At 66.3% G+C, this 14993-nt stretch carries 16 protein-coding genes and 1 pseudogene; 14 read left to right on the top strand and 3 right to left on the bottom strand.

Going from position 1 to position 14993, the window contains the following annotated elements; translation table 11 throughout:
* Nucleotides 1-41: 41 nt before the first annotated feature.
* Nucleotides 42-689 carry a YitT family protein gene (locus ACP7AG_RS15660; RefSeq protein WP_426031924.1) on the bottom strand — a complete coding sequence of 216 codons (648 nt, stop codon included), beginning with the start codon at nt 687-689 and terminating at the stop codon, nt 42-44.
* Between the two features lie 268 nt (nt 690-957).
* On the opposite strand from ACP7AG_RS15660, the gene infC reads away from it, so the two are divergent.
* From infC to ACP7AG_RS15590, 14 genes and pseudogenes are all read left to right on the top strand, one after another.
* Nucleotides 958-1479 (top strand): translation initiation factor IF-3, encoded by a 522-nt coding sequence (gene infC, locus ACP7AG_RS15655; protein WP_426012979.1) that lies wholly within the window; start codon nt 958-960, stop codon nt 1477-1479.
* Between the two features lie 180 nt (nt 1480-1659).
* The gene (locus ACP7AG_RS15650; protein ID WP_426031980.1) at nt 1660-3567 is read left to right on the top strand and encodes an alpha/beta hydrolase family protein; all 1908 of its coding nucleotides are present in this window, start codon (nt 1660-1662) and stop codon (nt 3565-3567) included.
* Between the two features lie 99 nt (nt 3568-3666).
* Nucleotides 3667-3840 (top strand): annotated as a pseudogene (locus tag ACP7AG_RS15645) (MFS transporter); the annotation flags it as partial.
* A gap of 57 nt (nt 3841-3897) precedes the next feature.
* Nucleotides 3898-5823 (top strand): alpha/beta hydrolase family protein, encoded by a 1926-nt coding sequence (locus tag ACP7AG_RS15640; RefSeq protein ID WP_426031922.1) that lies wholly within the window; start codon nt 3898-3900, stop codon nt 5821-5823.
* A 158-nt stretch (nt 5824-5981) separates the two neighbouring features.
* On the top strand, nt 5982-6182 hold the full coding sequence (gene rpmI, locus ACP7AG_RS15635) for a 50S ribosomal protein L35 (protein WP_012285249.1): 201 nt from the start codon (nt 5982-5984) through the stop codon (nt 6180-6182).
* Nucleotides 6183-6197: 15 nt separating this feature from the next.
* Nucleotides 6198-6557 (top strand): 50S ribosomal protein L20, encoded by a 360-nt coding sequence (gene rplT, locus ACP7AG_RS15630; protein ID WP_426031920.1) that lies wholly within the window; start codon nt 6198-6200, stop codon nt 6555-6557.
* Between the two features lie 182 nt (nt 6558-6739).
* Nucleotides 6740-7828 carry a phenylalanine--tRNA ligase subunit alpha gene (gene pheS / locus ACP7AG_RS15625; RefSeq protein ID WP_426031918.1) on the top strand — a complete coding sequence of 363 codons (1089 nt, stop codon included), beginning with the start codon at nt 6740-6742 and terminating at the stop codon, nt 7826-7828.
* On the top strand, nt 7828-8205 hold the full coding sequence (locus tag ACP7AG_RS15620; protein WP_426012986.1) for a hypothetical protein: 378 nt from the start codon (nt 7828-7830) through the stop codon (nt 8203-8205). Before pheS ends, ACP7AG_RS15620 begins: the two co-directional genes overlap by 1 nt.
* Nucleotides 8206-8209: 4 nt before the next feature.
* Nucleotides 8210-10684 carry a phenylalanine--tRNA ligase subunit beta gene (gene pheT / locus ACP7AG_RS15615; RefSeq protein WP_426031916.1) on the top strand — a complete coding sequence of 825 codons (2475 nt, stop codon included), beginning with the start codon at nt 8210-8212 and terminating at the stop codon, nt 10682-10684.
* A 158-nt stretch (nt 10685-10842) separates the two neighbouring features.
* Complete coding sequence (locus tag ACP7AG_RS15610) at nt 10843-10986, top strand: hypothetical protein (protein WP_426031914.1); 144 nt, start codon at nt 10843-10845, stop codon at nt 10984-10986.
* Between the two features lie 113 nt (nt 10987-11099).
* Nucleotides 11100-11396, top strand: coding sequence for a hypothetical protein (locus tag ACP7AG_RS15605; RefSeq protein ID WP_426012989.1), 297 nt, complete (start codon nt 11100-11102; stop codon nt 11394-11396).
* Nucleotides 11381-11644, top strand: a complete 264-nt coding sequence (locus tag ACP7AG_RS15600) for a hypothetical protein (protein WP_426031912.1) — start codon at nt 11381-11383, stop codon at nt 11642-11644. The genes ACP7AG_RS15605 and ACP7AG_RS15600 overlap by 16 nt, the downstream gene beginning before the upstream one ends.
* Nucleotides 11645-11706: 62 nt before the next feature.
* Complete coding sequence (gene msrA / locus ACP7AG_RS15595; protein ID WP_426031978.1) at nt 11707-12300, top strand: peptide-methionine (S)-S-oxide reductase MsrA; 594 nt, start codon at nt 11707-11709, stop codon at nt 12298-12300.
* 98 nt (nt 12301-12398) lie between these two features.
* Complete coding sequence (locus ACP7AG_RS15590) at nt 12399-13172, top strand: transglutaminase-like domain-containing protein (RefSeq protein ID WP_426031910.1); 774 nt, start codon at nt 12399-12401, stop codon at nt 13170-13172.
* Between the two features lie 164 nt (nt 13173-13336).
* On the opposite strand, the gene ACP7AG_RS15585 is transcribed toward ACP7AG_RS15590, so the two are convergent.
* Nucleotides 13337-14065, bottom strand: coding sequence for a hypothetical protein (locus ACP7AG_RS15585; RefSeq protein WP_426031908.1), 729 nt, complete (start codon nt 14063-14065; stop codon nt 13337-13339).
* Between the two features lie 198 nt (nt 14066-14263).
* On the bottom strand, nt 14264-14869 hold the full coding sequence (locus ACP7AG_RS15580) for a DUF1134 domain-containing protein (protein ID WP_426012996.1): 606 nt from the start codon (nt 14867-14869) through the stop codon (nt 14264-14266).
* Nucleotides 14870-14993 lie beyond the last annotated feature (124 nt).

Raw genomic sequence — 14993 nt, 5'->3', positions numbered from 1 at the left:
GGGGACACGCACAAGTGAATGTCCCCAGCTCAGTTCCGATCTCAATACCCCTCGTACCGCCCAGGCTTGTGATTGGCGATGATCACCACGCTGAGCGCGACAGCCGACAGGATGGACAGCAGCAGCCTGTCCCACGAGATCACCGCGAAGGCCGCGACCACGATCACGCAGTCCGACGCCATCTGCACCTTGCCGGCGCTGATCCCGCGTTTCTCGTAGAGCCACAGGGCCAGCACGCCGATGCCGCCGACGCTGGACTTGTGCCGCGCCAGGGCCAGGATCCCCATGCCGATGATCGTGCCGCCGAAGATCGCGGCGAACAACGGGTCGACGCCGGTGATCTTCAGCCAGTGCGGCATGGACCAGGCCAGGCCCATCAGCAGCAGGTTGGTGACCAGGGTCTTGCCCGTGAACACCCAGCCCAGGGTGCGCTGGGCCAGAACATAGAACGGAATGTTGATCAGGAAGAACAGCACCCCGACCGGCCAGTGGGTTAGGTACGAGATGATCAGCGCCACCCCCGCCACCCCGCCGGTCGACAGGCCCGCGGCCTTCAGCAGGGTCAGGCCCACGGCAATGAAACTGGAGCCGATCAGCAGGGCGTGGACGTCCTCGATCGGCGTATGGCGCGCGGCTGAAGCGGGCGCGGAGGCGGAGGCGACGGGGGCCGCCACGGGGGAGATGGTCATCGGGACTGAACGGATCACGGCTGGAAATGAAGGCCAGCCCGACCGAACGCCTCGCTCCCCTACCCGTTCCTGACACGACAAGGCCCAAAAAGCGGGGCCTTGGACGCGCGGCGCCTTGATAGCGCGGGACTCCTTCGTCATATATCACTAGGCGAACGCGGCGTCCCCAGGGCGCCGCGCGAACCTATTCAACGCCATAGCGCTACGTTCATGCTATCGTGGTGCAAACGCCCTTAAACAACACCGGAGCCGCCCTATTCGCCGTCCTATGCAAACGCCGCCCGTCAAGGATGGTCCGCGTATCAACGAAGACATTCGGGTCCCCCGCGTCCTGCTGATCGACCACAATGGCGAGAAGCAAGGCGAGATGCCGATTTCGGCCGCGCTCGAAGCGGCCGAGGAAGCTGGCCTGGACCTGGTCGAGATCGTTCCCAACGCGAACCCTCCCGTCTGCAAGATCCTGGACTATGGCAAGTTTAAGTTCCAGGAGCAGAAGAAGAAGAACGAGGCCCGCAAGCGGCAGAAGATCGTCGAGCTCAAGGAAATCAAGCTTCGCCCCAACATCGACATTCACGACTATGACGTGAAGGCCAAGTCGATGAGCCGGTTCTTCGAGGAAGGCGACAAGGTCAAGGTGACCCTGCGTTTCCGCGGCCGTGAAATGGCCCATCCCGAGCTGGGCATGAAGCTGCTGCTGAAGGTCAAGGCCGACTTCGACGAGATCGCCAAGGTCGAGTACGAGCCGCGCATGGAAGGCCGCCAGATGATCATGATCCTGGCCCCGCGCTAGGACCAGGCTTTCAGGCCCATTCTGCAAAACGCCCCGGCCCATCGGCCGGGGCGTTTTTCCTTGCCCAGCCGCCCGCAACCGCACCTTGCAAACAAGCGCGACAATGGGCAGGTTGCCCCCGGTATCGGGGAGTCCTAAGTTTTGAAACGCTTTCTGGCCGTCGTTTCGGCCTGCGTCGCCATGGCGAGCACCTTGGCGGGCGTCGCCCAGGCCGAGGTGACGCCTCTGTCGGTCTATGGCGGCCTGCGCAACCTGGAACAGGTGGAGATTTCGCCTGACGGCAAGCTCCTGGCGATCGCGGTGACCGACGGCGAGAAGCGGATGCTGGTCGTCCGTGAGGCGGCCGAGGGCGGCAAACTGCTCAGCGCCATGAACTTCGGAAACACCAAGTTGCGCGCCGTGCAGTGGGCGGGGCAAGAGCACGTGCTGATCACCACCTCAAGCACCGCCGAGGTCTTTGGTCTGAGCGGGCCCAAGCGCGAATATCTGATGGGCTTCGACTTCAACCTGGTCACCAAGAAGCAGACCCTGCTGCTGAAAAACCAGGAAGGCGCGATGAACGTCATTCTGGAAACGCCCGACGTGCGGTTCATCGACGGCGTACCCCAAGCCTTCGTCGAGGGCGTGCATTTCAACGACAATCGCGGTTGGAACACCCTCTACCGGGTTAATCTGAAGACCGGCGTCACCAAGATGCTGGACAGCGGCGGCAGCGAAAACACCGACGACTGGCTGGTTTCCCCTGCGGGTCAGCCGCTGGCCCAGTCGATCTATGACGAAAAACAGGGCGCCTGGAGCCTGAAGGTCAAGGGCGACGGCGGCTGGACCACGGTCGAGAAGACCGTCTCGAAGATGGGCTCCTTTGGCGTTAAAGGCATGGGGCGCGACGGGCGCAGCGTGCTGGTCTGGGCCTATGACGAGGACACCGACAAGACCCTGCTGCGCGAATACGCCTCAGACGGCGGCCACGTCGACGTGCCGGGCAGCGGCGACTACGACAGCCCGATCCAAGCGCCCGACGGCTCGCGCCTGCTGGGTGGCTACAGCCTGGTCGGCGACGAGCGCCGCTATACCTTCTTCGACACCAAGACCCAGGCCAACTGGAGCGCCGTGCGCAAGGCCTTTCCCGGCGACCAGGTCTCGCTGGAATCCTGGTCGGATGACCGGCGCAAGGTGGTGGTCAAAGTCGACTCGCCTACCCTGGGCCCGGCCTACGCGCTGGTGGATCTGGACGCCAAGAGCGCCCGCTGGCTGGGCGACATCTACAGCAAGCTGACGCCCGACGGCGTCTCCGAGGTTCGCCCGGTCAAGTACAAGGCCGCCGATGGCCTGGAGATCACCGGCTATCTGACCCTGCCGCGCGGCAAGGAGCCCAAGAACCTGCCGCTGTTGGTGCTGCCGCACGGCGGTCCCGCGTGGCGCGATATGCCGGGCTTCGACTGGTGGTCCCAGGCCCTGGCCTCGCGCGGTTATGCGGTGCTGCAGCCCAATTTCCGCGGTTCGGACGGCTTTGGCCAGGCCTTCCTCGAAAAGGGCTACGGCCAGTGGGGCAAGACCATGCAGACCGACCTGTCGGACGGCGTACGCTATCTGGCCACGCAGGGGACAATCGACCCCACGCGCGTCTGCATCGTCGGCGCCAGCTATGGCGGCTACGCGGCCCTGGCCGGCGCAACGCTGGATCGCGGCGTCTATCGCTGCGCGTCGTCGGTCGCCGGCCTCTCGGACCTCAAGCGGTTCGTGGTCGACGGCAGCAAGCGTTTCGAGACGGGCAATAACTCGGCTCAGCGCTACTGGCTGCGGTTCATGGGCGCCGATGGCCTCAAGGACCCCGACCTGGCCCTGATCTCGCCGGCCAAGATGGCCGACAAGATCGAGATCCCGCTGCAGCTGATCCACGGCAAGGACGACACCACCGTTCCCTATGTCCAGAGCACCCTGATGGTCGACGCCCTGAAGAAGGGGGGCAAGCCGGTCGAACTGGTCACGCTCGACGGCGAGGATCACTTTCTATCCAGAGGCGCGACGCGACTGCAGATGCTGACCGCGATGGTGGCCTTCCTGGAGAAGAACAACCCGCCGAACTGACCGGCCAAAGACGCCCGGTGAAATTTCAGACAGCAGTCGCCAGGGCGCATGATCTGGCGTAACCCGCGCGGCCCGATGTCCACGCTCTCAACCCCCGCCCTGCTGGGCCTGAACATGGCCGCCGGCTCGCTGGCCCGGATGAGCGGACCCATGCTGGCCGGCCCCTTGTTTGGCCTGGCCATCGGCGGGCCCTACTGGTTCGGCGCCGCGCTGATGATCCCGGCCATCGCCTTCGCCCTGACGATCGAGCACAGGGCCAAGGCGGCGGCATAGGCTGGACAGCTCTACCTTGGCCGGGTTACCCCAGACGGGTAGAGTTCGGGGGTTTTCATGTTGAAGTTGTTCGCGGGCGCCGCCTTGGCCGCGTTGGTCGGAATTGGCGCGGCGGTGGCGTCGCCGATCGACGCCTATGGCCGCCTGCCGGCTATGAGCGACGTCTCGATCTCGGCGAATGGCGCCGACATCGCCTACATCGCCAATGAGGGCGGCGCCGCCACCGTCGTCGCCATGGGGCTGGACGGCACGGTGTTGCAATCGGCCAATCTAGGCCCGCGCAAGGTGAGGGCGGTGAGCTGGGTCGACGGCACTCATGTCATGATTCAGGTCTCGACAACCGTCGGTATCGCCAACATCGCCTATGTCGGCGAATGGTATCAGGCGCTGAGCCTGAACGTGAAGACCGGCGCGATGGTGCAACTGCCCAGCGGTTCGGAACAATCGGTCCTCAACGTGATGATGGACACGCCGCATGGCGGCACGTTGGAAGGCAAACCTGTGATCTGGGCCAGCCTCTACGCTAAGGAGGCGCAGAGCTGGCAGGACGACGGCCATTTGGATTTCTACCGCATGGACCCGGAAACGGGCATGGCGCGCAAGCAACAGATGGGCGACGCGGAGACCAAGGAATTCCTGGCCAAGTCCGACGGGACAGTCCTGGCGCGGGTCAAGTATCGCGCCAAGGACGGCGCCTGGCGGCTCGAACTGCGTCATGGCGGCTGGGAACAGGCCTATAGCGAAATCGCGCCCATTGATCAGCCCGACCTCGTGGGTCGGTCGCTGGACGAGAAGTCGGTTATCCTCACCCTCTGGGACGAGAAGAACGACCGGTGGCGCCTGGCGCCGTTCGCGTTGGCGGATGGCAAACAGGGCGAGTTTTTCGGCCCCGACAAACCGTTCGGCACGATCACCGACGAAGAGCGTCGACTGGTGGGTCTGTCCTATACGGACGTCTACACCGAATATGACTTCTTCGAGCCGCGCCTGAAGGCGATCTGGCCCCAGGTGCGTCAGGTGTTCGCCGGACGCCAAGTGAGCCTGACCTCCAACACGCCCGACTACGCCAAGCTGATCGTCTATGTGGAGGGTACTGGAGAGCCGGGCGGCTACTATCTCGTCGATCTGGGCGCTAAGAAGGTGAAGCGGATCGGCGCGGCCTATCCCGCCTTGACCAGCGCCGACATCGCGACGGTGAAGGCTATCAAGTACAAGGCCGCCGATGGCCTGGAGATCAGCGGCTACCTGACCTTGCCCAACGGTAGGGCACTCAAAGGCCTGCCGCTGATCGTCATGCCGCACGGCGGGCCGCAGTCGCGCGACACCGCCGGGTTCGACTGGTGGGCCCAGGCCCTGGCCTCGCGTGGCTACGCCGTGTTGCAGGCCAACTTCCGCGGCTCGTCAGGGTACGGTCACGCCTTTATCGAGGCCGCCTATGGCGAGTGGGGCGCCAAGATGCAAACCGACCTGTCGGACGGCGTACGCTACCTCGCGCAACAGGGCGTCGTGGATCCCAAGCGGGTCTGCATCGCCGGCGCGAGCTATGGTGGCTACGCGGCCCTGGCCGGCATCACCCTGGACAAGGGTGTCTATCGCTGCGCCGTCGCCGTGGCCGGAGTTTCGGACATGGCCCAGATGCTCGCCAAGGAGAGCAGCCAGAGCGGCCCCGACAGCACCGCCGTGCGCTACTGGAAACGTTATATGGGCGTCGAGCGGTCGTCGGACCCCAAGCTCCGGGAACGCTCCCCCGTCAATTTCGCCGACAAGGCCGACGGCCCTGTGCTGCTGATCCACGGCAAGGATGACACGGTCGTCTATTACGATCAGAGCGTAGCCATGCGCCGCGCCTTGGAAAAGGCCAAGAAGCCTGTCGAGTTCGTGACCCTCAAGGCGGAGGACCACTGGCTCTCGCGCGAGGGCACCCGCCAGCAGATGCTGTCGGAAACCGTCGCCTTCCTCGAAAAGCACAATCCGCCGAACTGACCGACAGCGCGACGGGCCGAGGGGCGGAGACGGCTCTTGCCTTCGCCGCCCCTTTCCCGTACTAACCCCGCCTTTCCGGAACCGCCTGGCTAATGGCATGCCATGGCGGTTCGTCATGCTTCTCTAGAGGACGGGGCGGTTAAACGCTCCGACGCGAAATGCCTAAGTTGAAGACCAAGTCGGGCGCCAAGAAGCGCTTCAAGATCACGGCCACGGGCCTGCTGAAAGCCGGCGTCGCCGGCAAGCGTCACCGTCTGATCGGCCACAACGGCAAGTACATCCGCCAAAACCGCGGAACGAAGGTCATGAGTGCTTCGGACACCAAGACCATCCGTTCGTACATGCCCTACGGCCTTTAAGAGGAGCGCTGAGATATGGCTCGCGTCAAACGGGGCGTCACCGCCCACGCCAAGCACAAGAAGGTTCTTGAACAGGCCAAGGGTTTCTACGGCCGTCGCAAGAACACCATCCGTATCGCCAAGCAGGCCGTCGACAAGGCCGGGCAGTACGCCTATCGCGACCGCAAGGTGCGCAAGCGCGCCTTCCGGTCGCTGTGGATCCAACGCATCAACGCCGGCGCCCGCGTCGAGGGCTTCACCTACTCGCAATTTATCCACGGCCTGGACGTGGCGGGTATCGTGATCGACCGCAAGGTCCTCTCGGATATCGCGGGTCAAGACCCGGCTGCGTTCAAGGTCATTGCCGACAAGGTCCGCACCGCCCTGGCCGCCTAAGGTCTGTTTTCGGGCCCGCCCGATCGCGATCTGGAAAAGCCCTCCGGTGTGAGCCGGGGGGCTTTTTGCCGTCTGGGCCTCGGCGGAACGCTCTTCCCCTGCCCCTCCCCCTCCAGGAGGAGGGAAATGACGTCAGTCGCTAGTTCCAACAGCCCCCGAAACCGCCTAGACGGAACCCCGTCATGACCGATCTCACACCTCTCGAAGCCGACGTGCTGGCGCAAGTCGCCGCCGCTGGCGACCTCGCCGCCCTGGACGCCGTGCGCGTGTCCGCCCTGGGCAAGACCGGCTCGATCTCGGGCCTGCTCAAGACCCTGGGGGCCATGAGCCCCGACGAGCGCAAGGAACGCGGCGCGGCGATCAACGTGCTGCGCGACCGCGTGCAGACGGCGCTGAGCGACAGGAAGGCCGCGCTGGAAACCGCCGCCCTCGACGCGCGCCTCGCCAGCGAGACCCTGGACCTCACCCTGCCCGCCCCCTATCGCCGCAAGGGCAGCGTTCACCCCACCATGCAGACCCTGGACGAGATGATCGCCATCTTCGCCGAGATGGGCTTCGCCGTGGCCGAAGGTCCCGATATCGAGGATGACTTCCACAACTTCACGGCCCTGAACTTCCCGCCCAAGCACCCGGCGCGGGAAATGCACGACACCTTCTTCTTCAACGAGAAGGAAGACGGCGAGAAGCTGTTGCTGCGCACCCATACCAGCCCCGTACAGGTGCGGACCATGGTGTCGCAGACCCCGCCGATCCGCATCATCGCGCCCGGCCGCACCTATCGGGTCGACAACGACGCCACCCATACCCCGGTCTTCCACCAGGTCGAGGGCCTGGTGATCGACAAGGGCATCCACATGGGGCACCTGAAGTGGACCCTGGAGACCTTCCTGGCCCGGTTCTTCGAGACGGGCGCCGTGACCACCCAGTTTCGCCCCCACCACTTCCCGTTCACCGAGCCCTCGGCCGAGATGGATGTGCAGTGCGACCGCCCAAAACCCGGGGAGAGGGGCGGCGAGATCAAGATCGGCCAGGGCACGAGCTGGCTCGAGATCCTGGGCTGCGGCATGGTCCATCCCAACGTGTTGCGGGCCTGTGGGATCGATCCCGACGAGTACCAGGGCTTCGCCTTCGGCATGGGCGTCGACCGGCTGGCCATGCTGAAATACGGCATGCCCGACCTGCGCGACATGTGGTCGTCCGACGGCCGCTGGCTGGCCCACTACGGCTTCAGCGCCTTCGCCGCGCCGAACGCGGCTAGCGGGCTTAGCTGATGCGCGCGCTCGGCGTCGCCAGCCTGGCTCTGACGGTCCTCGCCGCCTCGCCCGCCCTTGCCGCGACGCCGGTCGCGTTGTGGAAGGTCGGCGACGACGGCCTGACCAATCGCAACTTCGACGCCCTGGAAAAGGCGTTTGGCGCCGCGAAGGACTTTAGCCTGGCGCAGTCCGGCGAAGGCCTTGTGAAGGTGGAGATCACCAACCACCTCGCCTGGCGCCAAGATGGCGGCACGCTCCATGCCACCGCGCCCTATTCGATTTCCCGCGCTGGCGCCGCGCCGCTCGTCGGCGAGGCGACCTGCACCGAAGCCACCCTGCCTGTCTGCGCCGACGAGATCCTGAGCGCGACCCGCACGTACCTGAAGAACCGGTAGACCCATGAAATTCACCCTCTCCTGGCTCAAGGATCACCTCGACACCGAGGCGTCCGCCACCACCGTCGTCGCCGCCATGACCATGGCCGGCCTCGAGGTCGAGCACGTCACCGATCCGGCGACCAAGCTGGCGGCCTTCACGGTCGCCAAGATCGTGGAAGCGGTCCAGCACCCCAACGCCGACCGCCTGCGCGTCTGCCAGGTCGACACCGTTGACGGCCGCAAGGAGATCGTCTGCGGCGCGCCCAACGCCCGGGCTGGCCTGACCACCATCTATGCCCCGATCGGCGCCTATGTGCCGGGCCTGGGCGTCACCCTGGTCGAGAAGCCGGTGCGCGGCGTCGTCTCGAACGGCATGCTGTGCTCGGGCTCCGAGCTGGAGGCCGACGACGGCGCCGAGGGCATACTGGAACTGTCCGATGATCTCGCCGTCGGCACGCCCGCGAGCCAGGCGCTCGGCCTGGAAGCCGTCATCGACTTCGAGGTCACCCCCAACCGCCCCGACTGGCTGGGCGTGGCCGGCATCGCCCGCGACCTGGCCGCCGTCGGTGTCGGGACATTGAAGGACCAGTCGATCGCCCCCGTGCCGGGAACCTTCCCCTGCCCGATCAGCATCAAGGTCGATGGCGACGCCTGCCCGGTTTTCAGCGGCCGGCTGATCAGGGGGATCCGCAACGGTCCAAGTCCTGGCTGGCTGGCCGACCGGCTGAAGGCCATCGGCCTGCGCCCGATCAACACCCTGGTCGATATCACCAACCTGATCTCCTATGACCGGGCCCGGCCGCTGCACGTCTATGACGCCAAGCTGCTGGTCGGCAACGTCATCGAGGCGCGCCTGGGACGCGGCAAGGCGCAGGTCACTCCCGGCGACCAGCCCTCGCCCGCCGAGCACCAGGATGAGCAGCTGATCGCCCTGGACGGCAAGACCTATGACATCACGTCCGAGATGAGCGTCATCGCCGACGCCGCCGGCAATCGCCCGATCGGTTTGGGCGGCGTCATGGGCGGGATGAGCACCGGCTGTTCGGACGCCACCACCGAGGTCTTCGTGGAAAGCGCCTGGTTCGAGCCGATCCGCATCGCGCAGACCGGCCGCGCCACCGGCATCAACAACGACGCCCAGTACCGCTTCGCCCGCACGGTCGACACCGGCTCGGTCGTGCCTGGCCTGGAGCTGGCGACCCGGATGATCCTCGAGCTGTGCGGCGGCGAGGCCTCGGAGGTCGTGGTGGCCGGTCAAGCGCCCGAAGCGCCAGGCCCGATTCTCTTCGACCCGGCCTATGTCGAGCAGCTGTCGGGCCTGGCCATCACGCCTGAGCGCAGCCTGAAGATTCTGACTGACCTGGGCTTCGCCATCGCCCCCCCCAGCGACGTCTCGACCACCGCATTCGCCATGAACGCCGAGAGCCTGGTCTGCGTCACCCCGCCGACCTTCCGCCGCGACGTGGACGGCAAGGCCGACCTGGTGGAAGAAGTGGCCCGCATCGCCGGCTATGGCGAATTGCCCTCCACGCCCCTGCCCGAGGTTCCCCGCGCCGTCGGCGGCGTGCTGACCGCCCAGCAGGCCCGCGTCCGCGTGGCCCGCCGCGCCCTGGCAGCCGCCGGCTATGCCGAGGCCCTGACCTTCAGCTTCACCAGCCGCAAGACGGCGGCGCTGTTCGGCGGCGGCGCGGCGCAGCTGGTGCTGGCCAATCCGATCGCCGCCGACCTGGATTGCATGCGCCCCTCCTTGCTGCCCAACCTGATCGAGGCGGCCGGCCGCACCGCCCGCAAGGGCTTTTCGGACATCGCCCTGTTCGAGATCGGCCCGGTGTTCCTCGGCGATCGCCCACAGGACCAGAAGACCCCCATCGCCGCGATCCTCGTCCCCCGCGCGCCGCGTGGCTGGGCCAAGGCTCCGGCCGAGGACCTGTTCTCGGTCAAGGCCGATCTGATGGCCCTGCTGGAGGAGATCGGCGCGCCGGTCGCGTCCTTGCAGACCGCACAGGGCTCAGCCTCGGCTTGGTGGCATCCGGGCCGCTCGGCGCGCCTGCAACTGGGCCCCAAGGCGGTGCTGGCCGAGTTTGGCGAACTTCACCCGGCGGTGCTAAAGGCCCTGGATGTGGCCGGCCCGGTCTATGGTTTCGAGATTACCTTGGAGGCCGTCCCCGAGCCCAAGAAGAGGGCCCTCAAGGCGCGCGCCGCCTTCAGCCCCTCGGCGCTGATGCCCCTGACCCGCGACTTCGCCTTCGTGACCGACAAGGCCAAGGCGGCGGGCGACCTGGTGAGGGCTGCGGCCGGCGCCGACAAGGCGCTGATCACGGCGGTGCGCGTGTTCGACGTCTATCAGGGCCCGGGCGTGCCGGAGGGTTCCAAGTCGGTGGCGCTCGAGGTGGTGGTGCAGCCGCGAGACAAGACCCTGACGGAGGCTGAGATCGAGGCGCTGTCGGGCAAGATCGTGGCGGCGGTGGAGAAGGTGGGCGGGACGTTGAGGTCGTAGGACATAGGTCCTCCCCCACAGGGGGAGGACTTACAAGTTGGCGCCGTCGCATATTTCTTGCGCAGTCTGGACCAAACGCCGCGCCGCAACGGCCGCCCCTTGCGCAGCGCCCAACCCCGCGCTACCTGTAAAGCCGTACACGGAGTCCGTTCGCCAAGATGCACGCGCAGCTGGCCATGACCGTTCTGATCGCGACCGGCCTCACCGCCGGGCTCGCGATCTCCTGTACGCGCGCCATTATGATGCAGGCCAAGATTAAAACCGTTCGGATTCGGACGGGGCAGCACAGGCGCGCGGACTAGACCCGCAACACCGCCGAAGATCGCAAGATCCGCAAAGCCCCGCTTCCGAAAAGGAGCGGGGTTTTTGCTGTGCGCTCGTCGGTCCTCCTCTCAAATCCAAGGACCTTGAACCCATGAGCTACCTGCCTTCCCCACCCGCCTTCAACTCCGACCACCAAGGCGTCACCATCCACCAGCTGCTGCTGGCCGCCCAGGATGCGAACTCCGCCCTGGACGCGGTCCGCCAGGGCCTGGCCGACAGCGGCGCCGAGCTGTGCGGTCTGTCGATGAAGCCGGTCGGCCAGATCGTCGAAGGCTCCTTACGGGTGCGCCATCTCAGCGACCAGGCCGCCCGCCTGCTGGCCCGCGACCTGGCCGCCTGGCCCGGCGTCACCTCGGCCAGCGTCGAACATCAGTGGGTGCGGCCGTGAAACCGGACGACGACAAACGCCGTCTGTTCTTGGTGATCGCCGACGACACGCCCGACGCCCTGATGCGGGTGTTGGGCGTGGCCAATGTGCAGCAAACCCGCCTGCGCTCCCTGACCGCCCAGCCGGACGGCGCGGGCCTTTCCATCCGCATGGAGATCGACGACCAGGGCGACGACCGCGCCCAGGTCCTGGCCGCGCGCCTGGCCGCCGCGCCTTCGGTGCGCAGCGTCGGGTTCGGCTGGCGATAGGGATGTAACCTTTCGGCGGTCTCGTCCGTATCTATCGGTACGCACCCTGGAGCCACCCGATGATCCGCCGCCTGCTCGTCCTGCTCACCGTCCTGCTGATGCCGAGCGCCGCCCTCGCCGCCGCGCCCAAGCCCGCGACCCAGACCCAGACCGCCGTGTTCGCCGGCGGCTGCTTCTGGTGCATGGAGAACGACATGCGCGGCATTCCCGGCGTGCTGAAGGTGGAGTCCGGCTATACAGGCGGCCACGTCGCCAAGCCCACCTACGAAGACGTCACAAGCGAACGTAGCGGGCATTACGAGTCGGTGCGCGTCACCTATAACCCCGTCAAGCTCGACTACGGTTTCCTGCTCTACAAGTATTGGAAACTGGTCGACCCCACCGATGACGGCGGCCAGTTCTGCGACCGCGGCCCGTCCTACAAGCCCGCCGTCTTCGTCACCCCCGCCCAGCGCCCGATCGCCGAAAAATCCCGCGCCGAGGCCGCCGTGCGCTTGAAGTCCGGCGGGATGAAGGCCCAGATCCTCGACGCCAAGACCTTCTGGCCAGCCGAGGCCTATCACCGCGACTACGCCAAGAACCACGCTGTTCAGTATCACCTGTATCGCACCGGCTGCGGCCGTGACCTGCGCTTGAAGCAGGTGTGGGGCGGCTAGCTGGACTCTTCGACCCACAGCGCGTCTAAGCCCGGACGCCCGTCTGAACCTTCACCCGGGCAAGCCGTTGGCACGGTTCACTCCGGGAGAGTTTGACGATGCGCGTAAAGGTCGAGGCACGGCTGGACTATGAGTTCCCGGAACGCTCTGAATCGCTGCTGCAGATCGAGGCCGCCGTCGCCGCCGATCAGCGCGTGATCGGCGAGACCCTGACCTTTGACCCGCCCTTGGTCGTCACCCGCCGCGACGACCCGACGACGGGCGAGCGTCGTGTGGCCTTCACCCACCAAGGCCATCTGTCCATGGTCTACACCGCCGAGGTCGAGATCGATCCGCGCGAGATGGAACTGACAGGTTCGGACCAGCACCCCATCGCCGAACTGCCGGTGGACACCCTGCCCTTCCTGCGCGGCAGCCGCTATTGCCCGTCCGACACCTTCGAGACCATCGCCCGCCAGAAGTTTGGCAGCTTGCGCGGCGGCGAACGGGTCAGCGCGATCATGGATTGGATCGCCGCCCACCTGGAATACATCCCCTGCAGTGACTCCCGGACCACGGCGCTGGAAACCTATGTCCAGCGCGCCGGCGTCTGCCGCGACTACGCCCACCTGGCCGTCACCCTGTGCCGAGCCAGCGACATTCCGGCCCGAGTCGCCAGCGTCTATGCCCTGGGCCTGCACCCGCCCGACTTCCACGCCGTGGCCGAGGTGTTCGTCGGCGACCGCTGGCGGCTGCTGGATCCCACGGGCTTGGCGCCGATCGACGGCCTGGTCCGCATCGCCTACGGCCGCGACGCGGCGGACGTCGCGTTCCTGACGATCTTCGGCCGGGCCAACATGGTGGCGCAGAGCGTGACGGTGACACTGGCCTGAAGCCGCTAAAATGTTCGACTGAACCGTTTCACCTGAACAAGGTTCGCGAACCGATAACCGCTAGAGCATTTTTCGAGCGAAGTGGTTGCGGTTCGCGTGAAGAAAAATGCGTCCAAACAAAAGATTAGAGCTCACGGCCTGACGCAGTCAGGTCGGGAAATGCTCTAGCTGGGCCGGATGATCTTCAGCAAGGCCAGGGTTGGCGGTGCGAACGCCAGCGGGCCGATGAGGATTTCGCTCAGCAGGATCGCACCCACCCCCCACAGATAGGCCGGATGGATACGCCGCCGGACGATCAGGTCGATGACGGGGCCGGCGAACGCGAACAGGGCGATGACGCCGAACATCACCAGCGGCGCGGCCTTGCCAAAAGAGTCCATCGGCAACAACCGCCCCAGGCCCGGTCCTAGGATCGAGACGGTGGCGCACAGCATCAGCCGCTTGTGCCACTCGGACCTGCGCCTCAGCGCCACGCCGGCGGCCACCAGGCCGCCGAAGACCAGGATCCCAATCGCGTTCATCACCAGGAAGATGGTGGGAGGAAAGAACGAGGGCACCCGGTGGTAGCGGACCGCGAAGAGCGTGGCCGCCAGGCCCATCACGACCATGGCCGCGGCCAGGACCGCGCCGAACATCCCGACCTGGCGATGCAGTTTCAGCGACCCGCGCGCGATGAAGGCCGGCTGCGCCACGAACAGCAGCACCCAGCAGGTGAAGACCGCCCCGTGGATATGGAGCAGCAGCGGCAATCCGGGGGACGGCGCGAAGTCGCCCGGCACGGTTTGCGAAAAGCCGCCCACCAACACGGCGGCCATGACCAGGGCCATGATCAGATAGAACCGGCGCCCGACCTGGGCAGCCGGTCGTTGGGTCGTCATCGCCGCGGCCGTCATTCTACCCCCCCCCCGGGCTTTCCGCGTGATACCGCGTGACGCTATCCTGCGCTTCGCCGCATATTTTGCAATGGGGACGAGAGTGATCGAATCGCGACGCCGGCCGGGCGCCTCGACCCTGGGCGCCGAAGGGGAAACTAGCCATGAACTGGCGGCGCCGCTTTCAGCCCCTGTGGGCAGGGGGAGGACCTGAAAACTCTAGAACGGGATGAGATTCCGCTGCCGGCTGTAGGCCAGATAACCCACATTGGCCCCCAGGCGCAGGCCGAGGCCAGCGCGGATCGGGGCCAGGGTGATGGTGTCGGCGCGCTGGTAGTTCACGCCGAGGCCGCCGATCAGATAGGCCGTGCCCTCGACGCCCGGGAAGCGGCGGAAGATGGCGTCCGGATATTGCAGATTATAGCACAGGGTGAAGGCTCGGCTGACGTTGCCGCCCCAGTCCCAGCCCACCGAGGGGCCCTGCCAGAACACTTCCTGGGTCGGCCGGCCCTTCATGTAGAGCAGACCCCGGCCGTAGCGCAGGCCCAGGCCGATGGCGCCCGAGCCCTCCTCGCCGGCGATGTAGCCGGTGGGCTGGCCATTGTCGCGGAACACCCGCTCGACCGCTGCGCCGACCGTCTCGGCGGCCACGCCCAGGAAGTCCGAACCGTTGCGGATGATCTCGTCGGCCGAATAGGTGGCGGCCGCGCCGGTGTCATAGGCCGGAGCCTTGGCGTTGTACGGGTCACGCGGCTGGGACGTGCTGGCGCAGCCCCCGAGGCCGGCGGTGGCCATACCTGAAAGGATCAGCTTGCGGCGGTCCATGGGGGTGCTCTCGTGATGTCCGACAGGCTTCAGAGTGCCAAGCCTTCTTGTCCGGTTTGCGGCCGGGAGCTTAAGGCACGGTTAACCATGCCACCGTTCCTCCCCCCATGGGGGGAGGTGTCGG

Source organism: Caulobacter sp. DWP3-1-3b2, assembly GCF_049896325.1.
Taxonomy (GTDB): Bacteria; Pseudomonadota; Alphaproteobacteria; order Caulobacterales; family Caulobacteraceae; genus Caulobacter.
The sequence above is the reverse complement of the archived record's forward strand: the minus strand, read 5'-3'. Positions and strand labels throughout refer to the sequence as shown.